The 22,560-nt window shown below is 56.6% G+C and carries 16 protein-coding genes; 7 read left to right on the top strand and 9 right to left on the bottom strand.

The genetic code is table 11. The annotated features are described in order from the left end of the window. Positions 1-480 precede the first annotated feature (480 nt). On the bottom strand, positions 481-1,764 hold the full coding sequence (gene bioA, locus MSL71_RS14220) for an adenosylmethionine--8-amino-7-oxononanoate transaminase (protein WP_180141463.1): 1,284 nt from the start codon (positions 1,762-1,764) through the stop codon (positions 481-483). A gap of 291 nt (positions 1,765-2,055) precedes the next feature. Then, positions 2,056-3,879, bottom strand: a complete 1,824-nt coding sequence (typA, locus tag MSL71_RS14215) for a translational GTPase TypA (protein ID WP_180141461.1) — start codon at positions 3,877-3,879, stop codon at positions 2,056-2,058. A 521-nt stretch (positions 3,880-4,400) separates the two neighbouring features. Between typA and MSL71_RS14210 the strand changes: the two genes are divergently transcribed. The 3 genes from MSL71_RS14210 to MSL71_RS14200 all read left to right on the top strand — a co-directional run bounded on the left by MSL71_RS14210 (position 4,401) and on the right by MSL71_RS14200 (position 6,357). Further along, positions 4,401-4,655: a hypothetical protein gene (locus MSL71_RS14210; RefSeq protein ID WP_180141459.1), complete on the top strand. Its 255-nt coding sequence runs from the start codon at positions 4,401-4,403 to the stop codon at positions 4,653-4,655. 27 nt (positions 4,656-4,682) lie between these two features. Then, the gene (locus tag MSL71_RS14205; protein ID WP_246317798.1) at positions 4,683-5,162 is read left to right on the top strand and encodes a YcgN family cysteine cluster protein; all 480 of its coding nucleotides are present in this window, start codon (positions 4,683-4,685) and stop codon (positions 5,160-5,162) included. Positions 5,163-5,469: 307 nt separating this feature from the next. Then, positions 5,470-6,357, top strand: a complete 888-nt coding sequence (locus MSL71_RS14200) for a M48 family metalloprotease (protein ID WP_180141456.1) — start codon at positions 5,470-5,472, stop codon at positions 6,355-6,357. A gap of 439 nt (positions 6,358-6,796) precedes the next feature. Here MSL71_RS14200 and MSL71_RS14195 read toward each other — a convergent pair whose 3' ends face one another. Next, positions 6,797-8,665 carry a B12-binding domain-containing radical SAM protein gene (locus MSL71_RS14195; RefSeq protein ID WP_180141454.1) on the bottom strand — a complete coding sequence of 623 codons (1,869 nt, stop codon included), beginning with the start codon at positions 8,663-8,665 and terminating at the stop codon, positions 6,797-6,799. Positions 8,666-8,808: 143 nt separating this feature from the next. Here MSL71_RS14195 and MSL71_RS14190 point away from each other — a divergent pair, with 143 nt between their 5' ends. After that, positions 8,809-9,564, top strand: a complete 756-nt coding sequence (locus tag MSL71_RS14190) for an RNA methyltransferase (protein ID WP_180141452.1) — start codon at positions 8,809-8,811, stop codon at positions 9,562-9,564. Positions 9,565-10,222: 658 nt separating this feature from the next. On the opposite strand, the gene MSL71_RS14185 is transcribed toward MSL71_RS14190, so the two are convergent. The 5 genes from MSL71_RS14185 to MSL71_RS14165 all read right to left on the bottom strand — a co-directional run bounded on the left by MSL71_RS14185 (position 10,223) and on the right by MSL71_RS14165 (position 16,414). After that, positions 10,223-11,146 carry a bifunctional 5,10-methylenetetrahydrofolate dehydrogenase/5,10-methenyltetrahydrofolate cyclohydrolase gene (locus tag MSL71_RS14185; protein ID WP_180141450.1) on the bottom strand — a complete coding sequence of 308 codons (924 nt, stop codon included), beginning with the start codon at positions 11,144-11,146 and terminating at the stop codon, positions 10,223-10,225. Positions 11,147-11,368: 222 nt separating this feature from the next. Next, positions 11,369-12,001, bottom strand: coding sequence for a cyclodeaminase/cyclohydrolase family protein (locus tag MSL71_RS14180; protein WP_180141448.1), 633 nt, complete (start codon positions 11,999-12,001; stop codon positions 11,369-11,371). A 542-nt stretch (positions 12,002-12,543) separates the two neighbouring features. Next, positions 12,544-13,791, bottom strand: a complete 1,248-nt coding sequence (locus MSL71_RS14175) for a M48 family metallopeptidase (RefSeq protein WP_180141446.1) — start codon at positions 13,789-13,791, stop codon at positions 12,544-12,546. A gap of 154 nt (positions 13,792-13,945) precedes the next feature. After that, positions 13,946-16,072, bottom strand: a complete 2,127-nt coding sequence (locus MSL71_RS14170; RefSeq protein WP_180141444.1) for a carboxy terminal-processing peptidase — start codon at positions 16,070-16,072, stop codon at positions 13,946-13,948. Positions 16,073-16,144: 72 nt separating this feature from the next. Next, on the bottom strand, positions 16,145-16,414 hold the full coding sequence (locus MSL71_RS14165; RefSeq protein ID WP_180141442.1) for a hypothetical protein: 270 nt from the start codon (positions 16,412-16,414) through the stop codon (positions 16,145-16,147). Between the two features lie 591 nt (positions 16,415-17,005). Between MSL71_RS14165 and MSL71_RS14160 the strand changes: the two genes are divergently transcribed. Continuing rightward, positions 17,006-17,929, top strand: a complete 924-nt coding sequence (locus tag MSL71_RS14160) for a serine/threonine-protein kinase (RefSeq protein WP_180141440.1) — start codon at positions 17,006-17,008, stop codon at positions 17,927-17,929. Beyond that, positions 17,926-20,031: a GGDEF domain-containing protein gene (locus tag MSL71_RS14155; protein WP_180141438.1), complete on the top strand. Its 2,106-nt coding sequence runs from the start codon at positions 17,926-17,928 to the stop codon at positions 20,029-20,031. Before MSL71_RS14160 ends, MSL71_RS14155 begins: the two co-directional genes overlap by 4 nt. 292 nt (positions 20,032-20,323) lie before the next feature. Here the strand turns inward: MSL71_RS14155 and MSL71_RS14150 are convergent, their stop codons facing one another. Continuing rightward, positions 20,324-20,650, bottom strand: a complete 327-nt coding sequence (locus tag MSL71_RS14150) for a hypothetical protein (protein ID WP_180141436.1) — start codon at positions 20,648-20,650, stop codon at positions 20,324-20,326. Between the two features lie 229 nt (positions 20,651-20,879). Here MSL71_RS14150 and MSL71_RS14145 point away from each other — a divergent pair, with 229 nt between their 5' ends. Continuing rightward, positions 20,880-21,197 carry a hypothetical protein gene (locus MSL71_RS14145; RefSeq protein WP_180141434.1) on the top strand — a complete coding sequence of 106 codons (318 nt, stop codon included), beginning with the start codon at positions 20,880-20,882 and terminating at the stop codon, positions 21,195-21,197. Positions 21,198-22,560: the final 1,363 nt, after the last annotated feature.

Here is a 22,560-nt window from a genome sequence, read left to right as displayed (position 1 = left end):
CTCCCGCACCGTGGTCGGTTCCACCGTACTGTGGTGGTTTTCGAACAGTCGGTGCGCACGGCGCACCCTACGGGCCTCGGTGCTTCGGGCTGTGTCGGTTTATGCATCATGCCACTGTTTGGAACGTAACGCATGCTTTCTTAATGGCGCTGGCTAAGCGTTTCGCTTCGGCTGTTTTTGAGTGGCACATTATACCGTGGTGCTTCTGGTGGCGTCGGTATACCGGGGCTCGTTTTGTAGGGTGCGGCCCCCGCACCGTGGTCGATTCCACCGTATTGTGGTGGTTCCCGAAAAAATTTGGTGCGCACGGCGCACCCTACAGGCCTCGGTGCTTCGGGCTGTGTCGATTTATGCATCATGCCACTGTTTGGAACGTAACACAGGCCTTCTTGGTGCCCCGTGCGTATCCTTATCCCGGTTTTTTCTACTCACTATTCACCACTCACTATTCATCACTTACTATTCACCACTCACCATTCACTATTTCCCCTTGCCCTCCATCCCCACAACCTCCGTCATCGCCGTGGTGAGGGTCTGCAAATCGTCCGGCTCCATGACAAAGGGCGGCATCACGTAGACCAGCTTGCCGAAGGGGCGGACCCAGACGCCGCGTTCCACGAAGCGGGCCTGGATGACGGCCATGTCCACGGGGTCGGTGAGTTCCACCACGCCGATGGCGCCCAGGACGCGCACGTCGGCCACCTGGGGCAGGTCGGCAAGGGGCAGGAGCCCGGCTTTGAGGCCTGCTTCGATGCGGTTGACCCGTGTTTGCCAGGGGGAGTCGAGGAGCATGCGCGTGCTGGCAAGGGCCACGGCGCAGGCCAGGGGGTTGCCCATGAAGGTGGGGCCGTGCATGAAGTTGGGCGGATTGCCGCTGCTGATGGTTTCCGCCACCTCGGCCGTGGCCAGGGTGGCGGCCAGGGTCATGTAACCGCCGGTGAGGGCTTTGCCGAGACAGAGAATGTCCGGGGTGACTTCCGGGTGCTCCAGGGCGAAGAGCTTGCCGGTGCGGCCGAAGTTGGTGGCGATCTCATCGAAGATGAGGAGGAAGCCGTAGCGGTCGCAGAGCTCCCGGAGTTTTTTCAGGAAGAGGGGAGAGTAGATACGCATGCCGCCTGCGCCCTGGACCACCGGTTCGATGATCACGGCGGCAATCTCGTCTTTATGGCTCTCCATGAGGGCCTCTAACGCCCGGATCTCTTCGTCTGAGGGTGCTTCGTCAAAGCGGGCGGCCGGTGCCGGTGCAAAGAGGTGCTTGGGCAGGACCCCTGCAAAGATATCGTGCATGCCGTTCACCGGGTCGCAGACACTCATGGCCCCGAAGGTGTCGCCATGGTAGCCGTTCATGAAGCTCAGGATGCGGTTTTTGCCCTTTTTGCCCCGGGCCATCCAGTACTGGAAGGCCATTTTCAGGGCCACCTCCACGGAGACGGAACCGGAGTCGCAGAAAAAGATACGCTCCAGAGGATCCGGGGTGATGGAGAGGAGAAGCCGGGCCAGCTCCACGGCGGGCTGGTGGGTGATGCCGCCGAACATCACATGGGACATCTTCTGGGACTGAGCGGCGAGAACCTGATTGAGGACCGGGTGGTTGTATCCGTGGATCACGGCCCACCAGGAGGACATGCCGTCGATGAGCTCCCGGCCGTCTGCAAGGGTCAGCCGGACGCCGTCGGCCGAGGCCACCTCATAGGCGGGAAGAGGGTTTTTCATGGAGGTGTAGGGATGCCAGATATGCCTGCGGTCAAATTCAATAGAATCCATAAGTACCATTCACAATCAAAGATAGGTTTTATTTGTGTTTCCTTGTTAGAGGGATACGGGGCATACCCCGGAATCGTGTAGTATGGCACATCGTGTTCGGACGGAAAAGGTGAAATAGCAAGGCAGCCGGGGCCGCCGGAGGCAACATCTCAATGTGCTTGCCCCGGCAAGGCTAAAAACACAGGCACCATCCACAACGACACCTTCGGCGACAAGCTGGGCATCCAAACGCAAACCGCCCTTCACGCTGAACGTGAAGGGCGGTTTTTAACGTGTCGCTATAAAACGTCTTTATGCGTCTTTTTTAGGTCTCATCTGGTAGCGCTTCTGCTGGGAGAGGATGGCCTTTCTCAGGCGGATGGAGACGGGGGTAACCTCCACCATCTCGTCATCACGGATGAAGTTGATGGCCTGCTCCAGGGTCAGGGGCTTCACCGGGGTGCAGACGACGTTGTCGTCTTTGCCGGAGGCGCGCATGTTGGTGAGTTTTTTCTCTTTGCAGGCGTTGACGTTGATGTCGCCCTCTTTGTTGTGCTCTCCGATGATCATGCCTTCGTAGACGGGAACTCCCGGGGGGATGATCATGCGGCCGCGGGGCTCCAGGTTGAACAGGGCGTAGGGCACGGACTGGCCTTTTCGGTCGCAGACGATGGAGCCGGTGTAACGGGTGGGGAAGGTTCCCCTGAAGGGCTCGTATCCCTGGAAGATGGAGTTCATGATACCGGTGCCCTTGGTGTCGGTGAGGAACTCGTCCCGGTAGCCGATGAGGGAGCGGGAGGGGATGGAGAACTCCATGTTCACACGGCCTCGGCCGTTGTTGGTGAGGTTGATGAGCTTGCCCTTTCTGAGGGAGAGCTTTTCGGTGATCACGCCCATGAAGTTTTCATCGCAGTCCACGTAGACGTTCTCGATGGGCTCGGTGCGGACCCCGTCTTCTTCCTTGAAGATGACCTCGGGACGGCCCACGCAGAGCTCAAAACCTTCCCGGCGCATGGTCTCGATGAGGATGGCCATCTGGAATTCGCCGCGGCCCTTGACCATGAAACACTCGCGGTCGTCGGTGAGCTCCACCTTCATGGAGACGTTTTTCATGGACTCTTTTTCGAGGCGGTCCAGGATCTTGCTGGACTGAACGATCTTGCCTTCCTGGCCGGCCAGGGGCGAGGTGTTGATGGTAAAGCGCATGGCAACGGTGGGCTCGTCCACGGTGACACGGGGGAGGGCCACGGCGTTGTCCATCTCACAGACCGTGTCCCCGATCTGGATCTCTTCGATGCCGGAGATGACGGCAATGTCCCCTGCGGCAACGGTCTCGGTCTCGCTGATGCTGAGCCCGTCGTAAATCTGGACCTTGGTGACCTTGATGCGGACGGCCTTGCCCTCTTCGTTGATGTAAACCAGGGGCGTTTTGGTGGACAGGGGCCTGTTGTAGACCCTGCCGATGGCCAGTCTGCCCAGGTAATCAGAGTACCCGAGGTCGGAGATGAGGATCTGCAGGGGTTTCTCCGAGTTGATCACAGGTGCGGGCAGGTCGTTGACGATCCTTGTGAACAGGGGCGTGAGGTCGGTGCCCTTTTCTTCCAGGGTATCCTGGGCGATGCCGTCCCTGCCGATGGCGTAGAGGACGGGGAAGTCGAGCTGCTCGTCGGTGGCGTCCAGGTCAATGAAGAGGTCGTAGATCTCGTCGAGTACTTCGTCGGGGCGGGCATCGGCACGGTCGATCTTGTTGATGGCCACAATGACTTTAAGGCCTGCTTCCAGGGTCTTTTTCAGGACAAAGCGGGTCTGGGGAAGGGGGCCTTCGGAGGCGTCCACCAGCAGAATGGCACCGTCCACCATGGAGAGGGCACGCTCCACCTCGCCGCTGAAGTCGGCGTGGCCGGGGGTATCGAGGATGTTGATACGGGTCCCGTTCCAGTTGACGGAGCAGTTTTTGGCGGAGATGGTGATGCCGCGTTCCTTTTCAAGGTCCATGCTGTCCATGAGCCGGTCTTCCACTTCCTGGTCTTCGCGGAACAGGCCGCTCTGACGGAACATGGCGTCCACGAGGGTGGTTTTGCCGTGGTCAACGTGGGCAATGATGGCGATGTTTCTGATGGTGTTACAGACTGTCATGTGTGGGTCTTCCTCTTGGTTGATGGTTCTTCACAATGCCAACACTACGATGCTTCGCCGCCGGAAGAAATCTGCCGGAGACCTCTGTGGGGGGTGTTACGGAACCATCATATGTCAAGCCGAAACCGGCTGTTGGGCATGGGTGCTCCCTGGTATCGGGGGGGAGCCTGTGGGGGCAACGCCGAGATCCGGGGTTTTTTTAGAATACACAGATATTCAAACAATTGCGGCTCATCACATACTCATATTTTGCCACAGAAACAACCGAAAAAGCGATGGCGACTCATTTTTTCGGGGGACTCTGCCTGTGAAAATGCCGGGGTTCCGCATACCAGGCAGAGGAGGGGCAAAGGCACAAAGGTGCTGAACGTGTGCTTTTTCCGGTCCGGGGACACTGTCTGAACGGTTGAAAATCGCGGGGTGATGCTCTATATTCTTTTTTTCCCGGTTTGAATCCCCGGAAACGCCCCAGGCGGTTTTTCGGGGCTTGTATTGAACTGTAAGATACGGAGTGGTGAAACATGGAATATGCACGTACCGCCGATGAACTGGATGCCCTGGTGGAGGCCAACCCGGACCGATTTCCCACGGAATTCATTGAGGAAGGCTCCCTTGCCGACGTTTTAATGAAAAAACACACATACAAAGAGCTGGCTACCCTGGTTCAGATGCCTGCAGATCCCGGTCAGATGAAAGAGTGGGACCTGACGGAAGACCAGTGGACCGAACAGGTGACCCTTGCATGGCTTGCGTTCAAACACGAGCATTCCCTTTAAACCTGGCACCGAAGGATTCGCCGGATCGTGAAAAAGACCGAAAAAAAAAGAGAGCATCAGGCCGATGTGCCGTTCTGGGAGAACACCCCCCTGTCCCGAATGACTCGGAAACAGTGGGAATCCCTCTGCGACGGGTGCGGCCTCTGCTGCATGGAGAAGCTTGAGGACGCCGATACCGGTGTCATTTATGTGACCTCCGTGGCCTGCCGATACCTGGACCTTGAAAGCTGCCGGTGTCGGATTTACGAGAACCGCACGTACATCAACGATGTGTGTGTGGAGCTGATGCCCGGCTCTGTGGAACATTACCACTGGCTGCCGGAAACCTGTGCTTACCGAAGGATCCTGGCCGGCAAGCCTCTTCCTTCCTGGCACCCCCTTATTTGCGGGAGTGCAAAGCAGATGAAGAAAGCCGGTGCCACGGCCAGTGACCGGGCCATCTCCGGTGAATCCATCCATCCCGATGACCTTTACCGGTTTATCGACTACGAAGTGCCGTCGAAGTGATCCCAACGCCCCTGTCAAAAGGGGCTTGGTCCTTCGGATTTTCCCGCCTGTTTTTATCCGCCTTTTTTATGTCCGTTCCCCTCTCTTTTCCTTGCATCTCGATAATTTGTGACTAATTTATGACATGGGAAATCTTCAGGGTTTCCCCATGTAACGCAATGGCAGTGGCGGTGCGGCTGTCACAGAAGGGTTTTGTGGCGGTGCCGTTTCCGCCCCTGCTTGACAGGGCAGGTGGGCTATGATGGAGCGTGTGATAGAACGGCAAAACAACATCAGTTTTGTAAAATCAACTGCAGCAGCATGGGCCTTGGCGTCTCTGCTGCTTTTTTTGGCCCATATTCTGGGGGGGCCTCTTTTTTCCATTCCGGCTGCGGTGGGGGGGCTGCTGGCCTACCACCTGACGCCGAGGATCTCTCCGGCCGTGGTGCTTCGATTTTACAGAGGGGTTCCGGTGACGGAGTTCCAGATGCCGGGTTTGCATCGCCTGGTGAAGGACCTGGCCACGGATGCACGGCTCACCAATGCCCCGGAAATCTGGATTTTACCCAGTGCACGGTCCATTGCCTTTGTGACGGGAGACCGGCAAAGTTCCGCCATTGCCTTGTCCAGGGGGATCCTTGACGCCCTGACCAGGGATGAACTGGCAGGGGTTGTGGCCCATGAGCTGAGCCATGTGGCCCATAACGACAGCCGCATCATGTGGTTTTCCGAAATCACGGTGAAAATGGTAAATGTGCTCTCCATCATCGGGCAACTGATGGTGCTCATCAATCTTCCGGCCATCTTTGCAGGGGAACGGGAGGTCTCCCTTCTCCTTCTGGCCGTTGTGGTGACGGCCCCTGTGGCGGCGCTGCTGCTTCAGCTGCACCTGCTGCGGACCCGGGAGTTCGCAGCCGACACAGGCTCTGCCAAGCTGCTGGGGTCACCAAGGCCCCTGATCCAGGCGTTGCGGAAACTTGAAGGCGGTCGCTCTCCGTTGCTCATGCGCTGGGTGGCCGGCCGCAGGGAGCAGCGCGGGCATACGCTGTTGCGCACCCATCCACCGGTTCGGGAGCGGATCTGCCGGCTCAAGCGGTTGGAATCGGACCCTCGGTGGCAGAGGACCTACACCCCGGTGACGGAGCAGGAGCTTGTGGAGATGCTCCTTCCGGGCCACGGGGCAAAGGTGGTGGTGTTGAGGGATCGTGAGCCGTGAGGGGTGAATAGGGGGAAGTGAATGGTGAATGGTGAATGGTGAATAGGGAATGGTGAATAGGGAATGGTGAATAGGGAATGGGGAATGGGGAATAGGGAATGGGGAATGGGGAATAGGGAATGGGGGATAGGGAATAGGGAATGGGGGATAGGGGATAGGGGATAGGGGATAGGGAGAGCGCGCGTTGTCTGTGGGTCGAAGATTTTGGGGCGTTTTTGTTTGGCAGGGCCTAAGCCATCTGTCATGGGCACTACTCACTACTCACCCTTAAACATTGGCTTTGAGGGCACGTGATGCACGAACATATGCGCACGTGCCCTCAAGCTTGTTGCCGGTCATTAATCTTCGTTGTTGACAGGGCGCCAGCCATTTCCCATGCCTCACCACTCACCACTCACCACTCACCACTCACCACTCACCACTCACCACTCACCACTCACTAAAACACCCAATCCCCGGATCCGGTTAAGGCACGCCACCTGGCCATGGCCGTGTGGTCCGAAAAGGCCACGGGAAACATCTCATCCGCAAAGGGGGCCATGGCTTCCTGCCAGGCTTTGAGCGACGGGCTGTCCGGTGCGTCGATGACGGCACCATCGGCGTCGCTGAGGCTTTCCAGCGCTTCCTGACTGGGGAGGGCGTCTGGTGTAAATCGTTTCAAGGTGCGTCCCATGGGGACGGAAAGTGGGCGCGGCTCTTCGCTGACTAGTGTGCAGAGAATGGCACGGTTGCCGGGGCGCTGGTCCAGCAGAGCCAGGTCGTTGTCCAGAAAATGGGGCCGGGAAAGGGGGAGGTCGGTTACGATCTGTAACGCGTCCGGAAGGTTTTCAGGCTCGACCCAGATGATTTCAAGCGGGGTGTGCGGGTTGTGGGCGACACAGGCTTCAAGGATGCCAAAAATCGCTGCCTCGTCCGTCACCTCGGGGGTGATGACCACCTGATATGGGGCGGAGAGCCGGGCAGAGGCAAGGCGTGCCTCGTCAGTGGTTGTCTCCTTTGTCACCACAAAGGTGGCGATGAGTTCCCTGCCGTCCGGGGTGATATGCCGGTGGGCAGGCAGGTTGCCGGATTTCCAGGAGAGGTCCACTTCGGGGGGCGTGATCAGGTCCATGTCCAGCAGGGATTCGGCCCAGTCCAGGGCCAGGGTGATGTCGTCGGGCTTGAAACCAGGGGTTTCGATGATGGTGTACGGGGGCTTGTCCTGATACCGGAGCCCCAGGGTTTGGCTCTCCTTTCGGAAGGCGGTGCCGGGTAGCAGGGCAAGGGGGAAGACCTGCATGTCGTCGTCCAGGCCGTTTTCCTTTACAAAGCCCAGGGAGCGCGAGAAGCTGGCGAGGTCATCGCCGGGGAGGCCGATGATGAGGTCCACCGTGGAAAGGATTCCGTGGTCCTTGAGATGGTTCACCCCGTCGATGAACCGTGTGAGGTCTGTCTTACGGCCCATGAGTTTCTGGGCCTGGGGGCAGGTGGACTGAAGGCCGATTTCAAACACGGTGAACCCTGCTTCGGCAAACAGCTCCGCGGCCTCGGCGTCGATCCATTCGGCGCGTATTTCGCTGCGCAGGGAGAGGCGTTTGTCCGGGTTGAGCTTTGCGATCTCTTTGAGCAGCTCTTTGAGTCCGGGGCGGGCGTTGAGCGACGGGTCCAGGAGATAAAGCTCCTTGACCCCTTTTTGTACGGCCCAGCCGATCCCTTCGAGCACCTTGGCATCGGAGAGAAAGGTGAGGCCTTTGCGGGCTTTGTTGTAGTAGCAGAACTTGCACCCGTAAGGGCAGCCTCGCTGGGTCTCCAGGAGCATGATCTCTTCCGGGCCGGGGTCGAGGAGCTTTTCCATGTACGGGTTTTTGGCGTCCATGAAAAACTCCGGGGCGCAGCCGAAGGCCTCTTTCTGGTCCCAGAATTCCGGTTCATTCAAAAGCCTGACAAAGATCTCCTCCCCTTCGCCGTACACACGGAAATCAATGGCCGGGTGGCGGGTGAGTTCGTTATCGGCCGTTACTTCAGGACCTCCGGCCACGATACGCGTCCCGCACCTTTTTTTGACCTCTTCCGCAAGGCGCAGGGAGCGCTCCACGTTCCAGCAGGTGAGGGTCAGCCCGAGGATATCGGGGCGCTTCCGGCAGATCTCTTCCAGAATAACGGTATCCCCTCCATGGGTGGCCAGGGGCTCGGGGAAGATTTCCACGCGGGCGTCGGTATGGGCCTCGGCTGCAAGTTTCAGGCAGGCGGCCCCCAAGGGGATGTTGCCGCTTTTGGCGCCGACCTGGTGCCTGGGAACGGGGAGTTGGACAAGAAGGGTATGGGGCATGAAAAAGCCTTGGGATCCTGAGGTTAAAAAAAGAGAACATATGCGTTTTTTTGCCGGTCTGGTATGACAGTGGGGTTTCTATCAGAATCCGGGGATGCTATAAAGAGCGTTTTTTATCCTAAGATCGCGTAATCAGGAGTTGTATGAAGACAGAGCAGATATCCATTGTGCTGGTGGAGCCCCAGGGGCCCTTGAATATCGGGTCGGTGTCCAGGGCCATGATGAATTTTGGTTTTTCACGTCTGGTGCTCGTGAACCCCCAGTGCAACCATTTGTCCATGGATGCCCTGCGAATGGCGGTAAAGACAAAGCGGATCCTTGAGGAAGCCGTGGTGGTGGATACCCTTGCCGAAGCTCTGGAAGGGGTTCACTACGCCTTTGGCACCACCCGGCGTTTTGGTAAGTACCGTAATGTTTTCTACACCCCGGAAGAGCTGGCGGAAAAGCTCCACCCCAAAGGCGACGAGGTCAAAGCCGCCCTGGTCTTCGGACGGGAAGACAAAGGCCTGAAGACCGAAGAACTGGACCTGTGCCAGTATTTCATTACCCTCCCCACGGACGAGGCCTATCCCTCCATGAACCTTGCCCAGGCCGTCACCGTCTGCCTGTACGAGGTCCGTAAACGCTTTGCCGGGCCCACCCCCGAAGGCATCGATACCCGGGTCCCCGCCACCAACGAATCCCTGGAGCGCATGCTCCGCCACATGCAGCAGACCCTTCTTGATATTGAATACCTGGATCCCTTAAGCCCCGATCACCTCCTCCGTACCTACCGCCGCCTCTTCGGCCAGAGTGACATCACCGAACGTGAGGTCAATATCCTTCAGGGCCTCTGGAGCCGGATTGATTGGACGGAGAGCGAGCGGTTGAAGTGGAAGAAGATGGTGGAAGAAAAATAGGGAATAGTGAATTCGGTGTTTTTTTTGTTGGTTCCACGGGGTGTTGTAGGGTGCGCCGTGCGCACCGCAGGCGATTCAAGACCCGGAATTATCCGATTTCATAAGGACATGTGGTTGACCCAAAGCCGGTGGTTTGCGTTACGTAAATCGGTGCGGGAGCCGCACCCTACGTGGTGTCGATCGGTGTTTTTTTTTGTTGGTGCCGCGGGGTGTTGTAGGGTGCGCCGTGCGCACCGCAGGCGATTCATACCCCGGAATTAGCCGATTTTATGAGAACATGCCGATTGGCAGGTGGTTAACCCAAAGCCGGTGGTCTGCGTTACGTAAATCGGTGCGGGAGCCGCACCCTACGTGGTGTCGATCGGTGTTTTTTGTTGGTGCCGCGGGGTGTTGTAGGGTGCGCCGTGCGCACCGCAGGCGATTCATACCCCGGAATTAGCCGATTTCATGAGGACATGCCGATTGGCAGGTGGTTAACCCAAAGCCGGTGGTCTGCGTTACGTAAATCGGTGCGGGGGCCGCACCCTACGGGATGTTGCCCGGTCGGGGTGCTTCGAAAGCATAAAAAAAGCCGCTGGAGATTCTCCAGCGGCTTTTGGTTTTCTGTCAGAGGCCCGTGACCAAAATTACCTATGCCTATTGCCCCATAACCTTTTTCTTACGCTTTTTCACACGCTGCCACCGTGTGCTTGCAGAGCACCGATGTGGTTACTGAACCGACCCCTGCGGGGACCGGAGAGATGCGGGCCACGATGGGCTCCACGTTGGCGTAGTCCACATCGCCGCAGTATTTGCCGGGGTTTTCCGGGTCGGCGTTGATGCCGACGTCGATGAAGGTCTGGCCGGCTGCTGCTGCGTCGGCTTTGACAAGGCGGGGGACGCCGGCGGCGGCCACGATGATGTCCGCCTCTTTGCAGATGTCGGCGGTGGTGACGCCTTCAAGGCGTTTGGCAAGGCCCATGGTGCCCTCTTTCAGGGCAAGCTCGTCCACGCACAGGGTGCCTGTTTCGTCGATGTAGCAGGTGGTGACGGCGGCACCGGCTTTGAGGAGAAGGTAGGAGACGGGTTTGCCCACCACGGCTCCCTGGCCGATGACCACGCATTTTTTGCCTTCAAGGGGCACGTTGTAGTGGGCCAGCATGTCCATGCAGGCTGTGGGGGTGCAGGGGGGGAAGCCGGAGCCGTTGCCTGCAAAGAGCTTATCGGCGCTGATGGGGCTCAGGCAGTCCACATCCTTTTCCACGGGAATCAGGCTCTTGATTTTGTTCTCGTCCAGGTGGGAGGGGAGGGGGGCGAACATGAGGATGCCGTGGATGTCGGAGCGGGCACCCACATCGGAGACGGCCTTTTCAAGGTCGGCCTCGGTGATGGCTTCATCGTGCTCAAACACCTCGTACTCCATGCCCACGGCCGTGCAGGTTTTTTTGGCGCCCCCTTCATAGAACAGGTCGTCGGGGCGGGCACCCACGCGGATGATTCCGAGCTTCGGTGTGGTTCCTTTGGTTTTGAGAGCGGTCACTTTGTCCGTCAGGGAGGCCTTGATGGCATCGGCCACGGGTTTGCCTGTTAAACGTTCTGCCATGTCTGTCGTCCTTTCCGGTCTCCAGAAATAAAGGAGCCCATGTGAAATTGATTCCTGTAAAACAAGAGAAGAATCCTTGCCTGACGCAGCGGCTCCCTTGTGTGACGGCCTACGGGCTGGTGCGGTGCCCGAGCAGGGAGTCGTTTTGTATGGTCTGCATCGGGCCCCGCTGTAGACGGCGGGGCGCTTTCGCATAGCCGTGCTCTGCAAAGGCCCGTTGCGTTATTTCGTCAGCTTTTCCATCACGATTTCAAGGGTGTCGTCCGCATCCACTGTCCCCTGCTCCATGAGGATGTCCATTTCATTGCGGGTGGCCGCAAGGTAGTCTTCATCCTTAATGGAGTTCAGGTTGATGATGACGTTGAGCTGGGCGGAGATGAGGGCCGCTTTGAGAAAGGCCACGCCGCAGCCCACATCGGAGACGGCCATGACCGTGCCGATTTCACCCATGCGTTTGTGAATGGCGATGCCTTCGCAGGCCTTTCGCATGATCTGCATGGGGACGCTGCACGCAGTTTTGCAGCAGGACTCGATGGTCTCGGCTTTGATTGCCGCCTCTTCCGGGGTGGCTTTGGGCAGGCTGTAGGCTTTGGCAAGGGGTTTGAACACCTCGGCGTCCGCGTCGATGAGGGCCAGGAGCTCCCGAATGACGACGTCGCCTTTTTTCAGGAGTTCCAGGACTTCACCTTCCACATCCTGATACTTCTTCTTGCCTGTGGTCAGGTTGCCCACCATGTTGGAGAGGGCCATGCCGACGGCACCGCCCAGGGCTGCAGCTCCGCCGCCTCCGGGAATGGGGGCTTTGGACGCAAGTTGTGAGAGAAATTCTTTGGATGAGAGTTCGGCCATGGACATAACGGCAGGTTACCTCCCTGAAGTGTGAAGGGGTATGCGTTTCGGGTGCGTTTTACGCATATGGCGACGGCAGATTCTCTTTGTCGTCGCAATATCCGGTCTTGCAGCGGCAGCACCACCTCGCGGTATGCGCAATGGTATTGCTTCAGGCCCGAAATCAAACCCTTATGGAAGAAATTAGAGTAAGTATATGGCAGTCATGTAATCGAGTGATCCCAAATCCGCCCTGATGAAGACAAATCGTTGCAGATAGGGGCGTATTGCTTTGACTATTACTTGTTGAGCAATGCGATACTATCCACGAAACAGGACAGGATAAATTTAACTTGATATACCTTCTGTGTCGAAATTTGTCAAAAAGAATATATCTAAATAAGGAAAAAACGGTTTGACGCAAGGCTGAGTAATCTTGATCATTTTCCTATAGATGTATCTTTGGGAAAGTACCACCCCAGGCCGTAATAATGGCTTGCGGCCGAGTCATCCGAAGGCGGTTGACACGGCGCCGTGTGGCCGACCTGGGGTTGTCTTTTCGGACAGGTTCAGGAAGGAGGCTTTTGGCCTTCCCGTTGGATTTGCCGGATGCGCTGGAGCAATGGGGGGTGGGAGTGGTTCAGGGCCACGTGAAGCGGATGGGGGTTGAGGTTGGACAGGCTGGTCTTGTGAAGGGCCTTGAGGGAGGAGACAAGGGCGCCTGAAAGACCGGAGGTTCGCACCGCGTAGGCATCGGCCTGATATTCGTTGGCACGGGACCATGCCTGGAGCGGAAAGCCCAGGAGAAATTCCACCGGCGTGTACAGAAGGGAAAAGAAGATCAGGCCGGTGTACACCTCGATGGTGGGCATGAAAAAAGCGTCATGCAGGGGGCGAAAACTCAGGGCCAGGGAGAGGAGATAAAAGAGCACGCCGGTGTGGGCAATGGCGATGAGCAGGCCGTTACGGATGTGCCGAAGCTTGAAATGCCCCATCTCATGGGCCAGGACCGCAAGGACTTCGTCGGCGGACTGGTTGTTGACCAGGGTGTCGTAGAGGACGATGCGCCGGAACTTGCCGAACCCGGAGAAAAAGGCGTTGGCTTTGGTGGATCGCCGGGAGCCGTCCATGACGAAGATCTTCTGCAGGGGGAACCCGATGGTGTCAGCATAGGCCACGATTCGTGATTTGAGGTCCCCCTCTTCAAGGGGCGTAAAGGTGTTGAACAGGGGCATGATCCAGGTGGGGACGATGATGTTGACCCCCAGCATGAACAGGGTGACCACGGCCCAGCAGATCAGCCAGGCCGTATCGCCCGCATGCTGAAAAAAGGCAAGGATCCCCGCAAGCAGGGGGGCACCGATGGCAAGGCCAACAAGCAGCCCCTTGATCCGGTCCAGGACAAAGGTTTTGAGGGTGGTTCGGTTGAATCCGAAGCGCTCTTCGATGACAAAGGTGCCGTAGAGGTCAAAGGGGAGACCAAAAAGGGACTTCAGGGCTCCGAGGAGGGCAAAGGCCGCCAGGCCGGTGAGGACCGGGCCGACGTTGAGCGCCCTGACCAGGCGATCCAGAAAGGGGAACCCCTGGAAAAACCAGAAGAGAAGAAAAAGGCTCAGGGAGAGAAGGCTCTGGAACCATCCCATCTGCGTGCGCGCCTTGAGGTAGGCTTTGGCTTTTTGTCCTTCTTCTGGGGAGTAGAGGTCATCGAGTTCAGGGGGGATGACTTCGGCGCCGCGGAGGTTCAGGGCATCGGCAACCATATGGGTCAGGGTTTGGGTCAGCAGGGCGAGCAGTATAATCCAGGCGATCAAGTTCAAGGCGGCGTCCGTGTGAGTTGATGGGTGGCAAGCAAAGTGAATCGTGAGCCGTAAACGGCCCCCGGTGCCGTGCCGGGGTGGTTGTCACGTGCGCCCGGTACCGGGGAGTCGGGGGACCCGATTCCCGGTACCGGACATGGCGATCACATATCGGTTAGTTGGTTTTTTCCTGTTTCAGCATCATGGCAAAGTCGGAGACCACATAGGCACACTCTTCAAGGAGGGTGTCGTCGTCTTCTTCTTTTTCATCCGAGTCGTCTGTCTCCTCGTTTTCCGCCTTGCGTGATGCGGTCAGGGCTTCGTAGTCTTTAAAGGGTTTTTCCCCCTGGGCTTTCCTCAGTTCGTTTTCAAGGTCGAGGAAAAAGGCTTCGCTGCTCTCTTTTTCCGCCTTGCGGGTCTTTTCGTTGAGGGCAATGGTCTCTTTTTGCCGGAGGGTCTCCACGTACGTGTTGTAGCCCTTGAGGTATTTAAACTCAGCCGAAGCCTCGGTCCGTTTGTCGTGGCGCTCTTTGACACGGAGAACGATGGGCGTCAGGCTGGCCTGGTGGTACGGCTTGTAACGGATGGGACGGATGGTGTCCCAGGGAAGGGCTTCGGGGAGGGAACTTTCCCCGGTCTCTTCCAGGTTGTACTCGGAAGGAAACGAGATATCCGGGTGGACACCCCGGTGCTGGGTACTTGCCCCGGAGACCCGGTAGAACTTGGCGATGGTAAGCTTCAGCTGGCCGCTGTCCCGGTTGAGGTTGAGCAGGGACTGAACCGTTCCCTTGCCGAAGGTCTGGGTGCCCACGATGAGCCCGCGTCGGTAGTCCTTGATGGCGCCTGCAAAGATCTCCGAGGCCGAGGCGCTCATGCGGTTGACCAGAACGGCCAGGGGTCCGTCGTAGGTGATGCCGGGCTCGGGATCCGGGTAGGACTCCACGCGGTTGCGGCGACCGCGTACAAGGACCGTGGGGCCTTTGTCGATGAACAGGCCGGTGAGGGCCGCGGCTTCGGTGAGGGCGCCGCCGCCGTTGTCCCGCAGGTCGATGACCAGGCCGTCGATGTTCTCTTCTTTCAGCTTCTCAAGGAGACGGCGCACGTCCCGCGTGGTGCTCTTGTAGTCCGGGGCTCCTGCCTGGTGGGCATTGAAGTCCGCGTAAAAAGCAGGGATGGTGATGACCCCGATACGCCGGGTCCCTCCCTCTTCAAGGGGGATGTCCAGGACCTTGCTGCTGGCTGCCTGATCCTCCAGTTTCACGGTGTTTCGGGTGATGGGGATTACCTTACTCATGGCAGAGTCCGCGCTGTCCGCGGGGATGATCCGCAGGCGGACCACCGTCCCCTTGGGGCCGCGGATAAGCTGGACCACGTCGTCGAGGCGCCAGCCCACCACGTCGACGATCTCTTCGTTTTCCTGTCCCACGCCGATGATGCGGTCACCGGGTTTCAGGAGGTTTGATTTCTCAGCAGGTCCTGCTTTTACCAGGCTCACCACCTTGGTGTATTCGTTGTCCATCTGGAGCAGGGCACCGATGCCTTCAAGGGAGAGGCTCATGTGGATGTTGAAATCTTCCGACGCCCTGGGGGGAAGGTACTGGGTATGGGGGTCGTAGAGCTCGGTGAAGGTGTTGATGAAGATGCGGTGCACATCACTGCTCTTCATCTGGCGCGACCGGTTCAGGCTGTTGGTGTATTTTTTAAGGAGGTTTTCTTCCGTCTTCTCAGATCCGGTATCCGACAGGCGCCTTGTGATGAGTTCGTTTTTCAGCCTGCGGCGCCACAGGTCGTCCAGGGCTTTTTTGTCTTCCGGCCAGGGGCTCTCTTCCCGGTCCCTCAGGAGGGTCTCATCCTTGGTGAAGTCCAGGGTGTCTACCTTTGACTCCAGAAAATTGGCCATGAAGGCAAATCGCTCCACGGTTCGGTGCTGGTAGAGGTTGAAGATGTCGAAGGCGGGCTGGAGGTTGCCCTGGGCAAGGGCGTTGTCCAGGACGTATCGGTACCGCTGCATTTCGGCAATGTCGGCAGCGGTGAAATAGGCTCTGCCTTTGTCCAGAGAGTCGATATAGTTGTCGAAGATGCGGCTCGACAGGTCGTTGTTGAGAGTCAGTTCCTGGTAATGATGTCGTTTAAGGTTTGCGATGATGCTCACGCAGGTTTTTTGGAATTCCGGAAGGGGCGCAAGGGTTATGTAATAGTCCTCCGGGGATATGGGCGCCTTGGTCTGTTGGGAGAAAACCGGCGTCGCAAACAGAAAGGACAGGGCAATGCAGGGGATCACCGCAAGGAAACGTTTTTTCATGGTTGCAGGGTATCCTTCGTCTGGGGGTCTGACAGGTAAGGGTGCGCCACCCAAGGGGGTGGCGCATGGGGCTTAGGTTGATGGCTGCGATGGAAAAATGTCTTCTACCGCCAGTCCCTGAATTTTGGACAGGCAATCTTCAAGGGCCTCGTCCGGTGTATCGCCGACTCCTTGATACTCGGACGATGCGTGGATCATCACGAGGTTGGGGACAGCCAGAAAGCGCCCGACAAGGGTGCCTTCGATCAGTTCATGGACGTCAATGAAAAGCGATTTTCCGTTTCTCATCAGGTTGTAACGGGTGACGCGGGTTAACACATCTCCGGTTTGTAATGAATGCATAGTGCCTCCTTGGGAACCATAATTAACACAAAAAGGGGCGTCGGAGCGAGCCTTTTTGACTGACGCGGGCCTGGGGGGCAGGGTATGCGGACCCAAGGTTGCAAGGAGGTTGAGGTCTCTCGATGAGAGGTTGAGATGGTGTGTTGTCATCCTACCATATTAATATATGTCTCAGTATACATGTTAGATCGCCTGATGGGAATGATTCATCACGCTTCGATGATCATAAGCCGTTGACGTCCTGTCGCTTTGTTAATTGATGCTCCGTTGATTTCGTTGTGGTATACTGAACACCTACACACCCAAACCCGGATATATTACGCGTCGCGTGAACCCATCTTCAGACGTCAGAGCTTCAAGAGAGCAACGTTCTGATAACGAAGAAGACAGGCTCATTAGGCTCGTTCGAAGGGTAAGAACCTCAAGCCGAAAACGGCGAATGACATTCTCCTTTTTGACATCTCCGAATTTTCCTTGAGCAACCAGCTGTAATGACATCTTATTGATCTTGTCGGGGCGTGTTCCCCTGAAATATCCCGGGTAAAAATCCAAAGGGGGCAGATCATCATCTGAAGGGGGCAGGCAAGACACGTGGCGGCAATAGATACCATTAAGACAGACCATCTCATCGGCCTGGAAGTTGGGTCGTCCACCATCGTCCGGGAGCATGCGCGGGGCGGGATGGCGGTGATCTTCGTTGCGTATCAGCGGACGCTCAAGCGGCGCATTGCCTTGAAAGTCCTTCCCAAGAGCCTGATCACACCCACCGCTGCGGAGTTGTTCCATCGGGAAGCCGAATCCGCGGCAGTTCTTTATCATCCGAATATCATCCCCGTCTATGAAGTGGGGGAGACCGACGAGTTTCTCTACTTCTCCATGCAGCTCGTGGAGGGGGACTCCCTGCTGCAGGTCATGAAGACCGCCCGGAAGAACATCCTTCCCTCCAGGCGGACCCTCCCCGTCAGAACCGCCCTTGAAACGGGTATTCAGGTTCTCGACGCGCTGGATTACGCCCACTCGGAAGGGATCGTTCACCGGGATATCAAGCCGGGCAACATTCTTATGGAGAAGCGAAGCGGTCGACCCATCGTTCTTGATTTCGGGGTGGCCAAGGTGTTGAAAGAGGACACCAAGTCCAGGCGTGTGATTCAGGGAACGCCGGTTTACATGGCACCGGAGCAGATCATGGCCCGTAACGTCGATGGACGGTCGGACATGTATGCCTTTGGGGTTACCTTAAGTCAGTTGGTTGTTCCATCGCTGCCCTTTCCAAAGGTCGGCAGCGCCGTGGAGTTGATGAGGGAAAAGGTCAAACGCAAAGAGGGGATTTTTACGCGGCCCCTTTCGGAGTTGAACCCTCAGCTCGATGAACGGTTCGATGCCATGATTCAAAAAACCATGGCCTATGACCCGGAGGATCGGTACGCGTCCTGCGGGGAACTCAAAGAAGAGATGGCTGCCTGCCTTTCACAGCTAAAGGACAGGCAGGGGATCAACAGGCGGGGTGACGAATGAAACGGAAAAATCAACAGAAAAAACAGATCGCCGATAAGATTGGCCGCAGCTTTTCCCTTCTTTTCAATCGCGCCCTCATGTACAAGACCAATCATCCCACCACGGTTCATTCTGCCGAGGAGTTCCATCGCGTCCTCCGGGCGGAGCTGGATAAGGTCTCAGCCATTGCCCTCGTCTTTCACCGGGGAGCCCTCTACGTGGATGAGGAAGCCCTGGACCCGAAGATCAATATTTCCAAAATTGCCGCAAGTTTCAAAGAGACCGGTGTGGAATCCATCTCCTTTGCCGCCGGTGTGTCCCTGGAGGATGTCAATCTCCTGCTGGATATCCTGACGGACACCCAGCGTTTTGCCACCGCGGGCGCCATGAAAAATGCCCTGAAAAATCAGGATGTCGATCTGGTGTCGGTCAATCACATTGTCTACCGGAAGGTGACCGAAGGAGAGACGGTTGTATCCAAGGCCGATGCCGAAGGCGGGCAGGGCGGGGTCTCACCGATTCAGACGTTTTTGATCGACAGGTTGATTGCCTCGGACACGGCCGGTGCCGGTACAGGGCTCTTTCGCGAGGTCTTCGGGGCCACCGAGGCCTGGGCCACGGAAGCCTTTGAAGGCGGGCTGGAGAGGTTGGAGGGTGAACTGGGTCAGCAGCTGGGCGGCCTGGACCATCAGGCTGTGGAAAAGCTGCTGAAGGGGCTGAATTATTTAAAGCGGGAGCTTCGCGAACGCGTGATGTCCCGAAGGACGGGAGGTGTTGAAGGAGCCCTTGAACACGGCCTCCTGGACAAAGCCGATTCCGTGACCGACAAGGTGATGCTGGACCTGATTCGCCGGGAGTACGGCAAGGGCGCCATCAGCATTGAGAGGCTTGCCCAGATCATTCAGAGGATCCTGCCTGATCCCGATGAGCTGGTCCGGCTTCTGCCCCGTATTGAGAAGGTGCTGCTGGATGAGGGCATGCCCCTGACCGATTTTATACGGCTCTCGGAGATGCTTCACGGGTATGAAGCGGGCAGGGACGTGATGGATGCCATCGCCGAAGGGGCGGAGACCATCGGGCTCCAGAGGCAGGAACTCCTTAACGAGATCACCGACGACCCCCGGGGGGCTGCCGAGCTTATCTATCTTGCCTCGGAGATACGCAAGGCCCGTGGTGACGACGGCACCTTGACCGATGTTCTGGTGGAGTACATCGAACGGATCGGCGGTAAGATGGCCCTGGATGCCGTGGGAGAAGGGGGCAAAGAAGGGGAGGAGCATCTCCAGGGGGTGATCGCCCGCCTGGAGCAGGATATCGTTCAGAACCTCAGGGGGCGGGGGATCTCATCCGAGGTGATGGATTCTGTTGTGAACCGGCTGAACGGACGCCTTGAAGGGTGCCTGAAAAAACTGGAGTCCGACTGGGAGTTTCGGACCCTTCCTTCCGTAGGGGGCGGGTTCAAGGGAGACGCCACCAATGTGCTCTCCTATTTTGAAGAGACCATCGACAGCATGGAGGACCTTCAGTTTGTCCTTCAAAAAGCCAGGGAGTCGGTGCAGGAACTCCGGGCCAAAGATGATAAGGTCCAGCAAAACGCGACACCTGAAGAGAAAGAGCCCGCATCGGATCCTCAGCCCGCCTTGCCCAAAGGCGTGTTGGGAAAGAAAAATACCTTGTATTTTATTGAAAAAGAGCTTCAGCGCGCCTATCGCTACAAAACTCCCTTCAGCGTCGCCCTGTTCGAAATGATCGGGGCCAAGGTTTCCGTGCCCGTGTCAAAGGGAACTGTCAAGGCCATGGACATCACCACCGTTGTGCTGGAATCGTTCCGTAAAATCGTGCGGGACACCGATTCTCTGGGGCTTCTCGGCAACAAGCGGTTTGCTGTCCTGATGCCCATGACCGATGACGAGGATGCCCGCATCGCCCTGAGGCGTCATCTCAAGGAGCTTCAGGCCATGGCGCTTAAGGTGGGCAATGTTGCCATTGACGCCACCTTTGCAGGGGCCGTGGCCGAGTATGACGTGGAAGAGGCTCCGAACCTGCGCAAGTTTGTACAGACTGCTGAAAACGCTCTGGAAGAGATGATCTTCAGGCTGCGGAACATTCAATCGCTTCTATAGCGAAAGGCGAATGGCAGATGGTGAGTGGTGAAAACGTGTGGCCCTTGTTGCATCCATCCCCCATGCTTTGGAGCGCCGCACTCCCGTGCGGCACGAATGCCGACGCCCCTGCAAAAAGCCAAACCCATTCGCAGCATCTCGGTTCGGTTTATTTCATGCCGTTCCCAAACACTCCCCAAGGCTCGGCCCCCAGACATTCACTATATTAATGATGGAGCCACAGCCAACGCCATCCCCCCATCCCTTTTTTCCGCTTCCTCCCCCGTAGCACGTATTTTTCATTACAATGCGTCTATGGCCTATGACCTCCTTCACCTATCATCTGCTTTACCTGTTTCCCCTCCTTCATCCTGCGCTGTTCATCCTTGTAGATTTCAGCGATCCTGTCGATTTTCCGATACTGCCTTTCCAGCAGGTCTTCTGTAATGGTTCTGATCCCCCATTTTTTAAAATCGAGTTGAAGCCCATTGCCATTGGAGTCCTCGGCCCCTTCAAATTCGGCCAGGAACTCCCCGACGGATTTGAGAAGCCTGTGGATATCTTTGATGGCGTCACACAGGGCCGGGATTTCAGTCCCTGAGAATATATCGGTGGTATGCTGGGATTCCGTGGTGTTCATGGTTGGTCTCCTCTTCGGGCATCGTGTGCATCCGGCAGCCAATGTGCTGGCGAGGCCCGTTTGGCAGGAAGTTCGATTGTTGGCCGGTAAGCAGGCATGCCGCGCAGGGTAGGGGAGAGGGACACGAAGAAAAACGCAGGAAGAAGTAGAGGGTGTTTGTCAGGAAAATTGAAGCCGCTTCGTGTCCCTCGTGGTACATAGCCCGGATCGCCCGGAGAGTGAGAAAACCATGATTGAACGTTTTCTCGTGAAATCTCCGGGGGAGCCATACCAGCCTGTGATTTACGCGCAGATGTCCATCGACGGTATGTCCGATCCATTCAGCAGGCCAGTCAGGGAGCGCAAGACGCGTAAACGGGTTTTGTTTTCCTTGTTAACCTTGCTGATGGCGGATTCCGGACAAACGTGCCTTGGTGAGCCTGGCAGGATATTCCTTCGTGAAAGTGAAACCGAAGGAAAACACCAGGTCATCAGCACCGAAAGGTACGCCTTTCCGTTATCCGGCGATCAGGAAATAAACGGTAACGGCCATTTGAAGCGGCAGTAAAGCCGGTTGCGTGATAGCGGGATTCCGCGGGGTGAGGAAAATACGACTTGAAAAGGGGGTGGGTGTGGTGTAAAAAATCGCTTAGCCATGACGACCTCCGAGTAAGGTTGTTTTGGTCAGGCCTGGCAGGATGTTCGAGCATCCTGTCGGGTCGCTACGTATATCGAATAATAACTAGTTATTAGTGCTCACGATAAAACCATCTCTCCGGTATGTCAATAGTTTTTTTTCTGATAAATCCACCTGTTATTCCCTTCTGCTGTAATTTGGCGTGTTCCATGCCTCGATCCCCTTACGGAAAGGCTTGGTGTCGGGATACTTCACGGTTGTGCTGTCCATTTTGCTTTTTTTGAAATTCAGCTGCAAGGGCGCTTTGTTGATTGGCCCTGGTTGCTGTCTCATCACATGTTCCGTTTATGCCACATTCACCACGCCCACATCACCCCTTCCTTACATCACGAACACTATCCCGCGTGTTATGACTGCAGCGTTATAGGAGGCATTATAGATGCAAAGGGCTCCTGATGGGGCCGCTTGTCTTTGCTATGGTGTATCAACCACCTCTTGTGCATATCCCTTCTATTAATAAGACCTTCAGTCGGTGCTATTACCTGTCGGTGCTTTTCGTGATGAAACATATTCACGGATAATTTATTTTTGTATTGACAGAGAAGAATAAAAACGAGACAACAATATTTCAAATTGGTTTGGTGGATCAGTTATGGCGCAAACCTCGCGTCGCTTTGTCAGTTCAATCATAAGATTGATTTTCAGCGAAATTGAGAAAAGTGAATTTCGCAACTGCCCGACTGAATTGCAATCGGGTGAATCTAAACAGTAATACGGTGTTCTCTCTTTTCCAGGAGAACAATGTTTTTTGCCATGCGTATGCACGGCAGAACCGTTGTGTCTTCTTCCCCCCTCAATGAAAAGAGACCCAAGGGCTCCTGACAGGCCCGACAGAAGTTCCCATTAATATTGTTGTACATGTTACAGGCAATACCCGTCGTACCCCTTGTTGTACCAGAGACAAGCAGTGCCCGTTGTACCCATTGTCGTGCCCGAATCATGTTGTGTGGTGGTCCATGGTCATACCATGACCCCAATGGATACGGTGCCCCCTATGCGTATGCCGAGCTGGATCTCATCGCCCTTACGGCGATTCGTGATTTCCCATTTCTGCGCGATTTTTTTAACAGGTGGATGTAACCTGAGGGGCGGAGCTATGCGAAGTGGGTCTAAAGGCCAGCCCTTTCAAGGTGGTAAATATAACTATACCTAAAGGCCCAAAATGACGTGATAAAATCTAGACAAACCACTCTTTAAAGGTTATGGTAAAGTTAAACAATAACCTATTATGGAG

This window comes from Desulfoluna butyratoxydans (assembly GCF_900699765.1).
GTDB lineage: Bacteria > Desulfobacterota > Desulfobacteria > Desulfobacterales > Desulfolunaceae > Desulfoluna > Desulfoluna butyratoxydans.
Note: the sequence above shows the minus strand (reverse complement) of the source record. Positions and strands in the feature narration are given on the sequence as shown.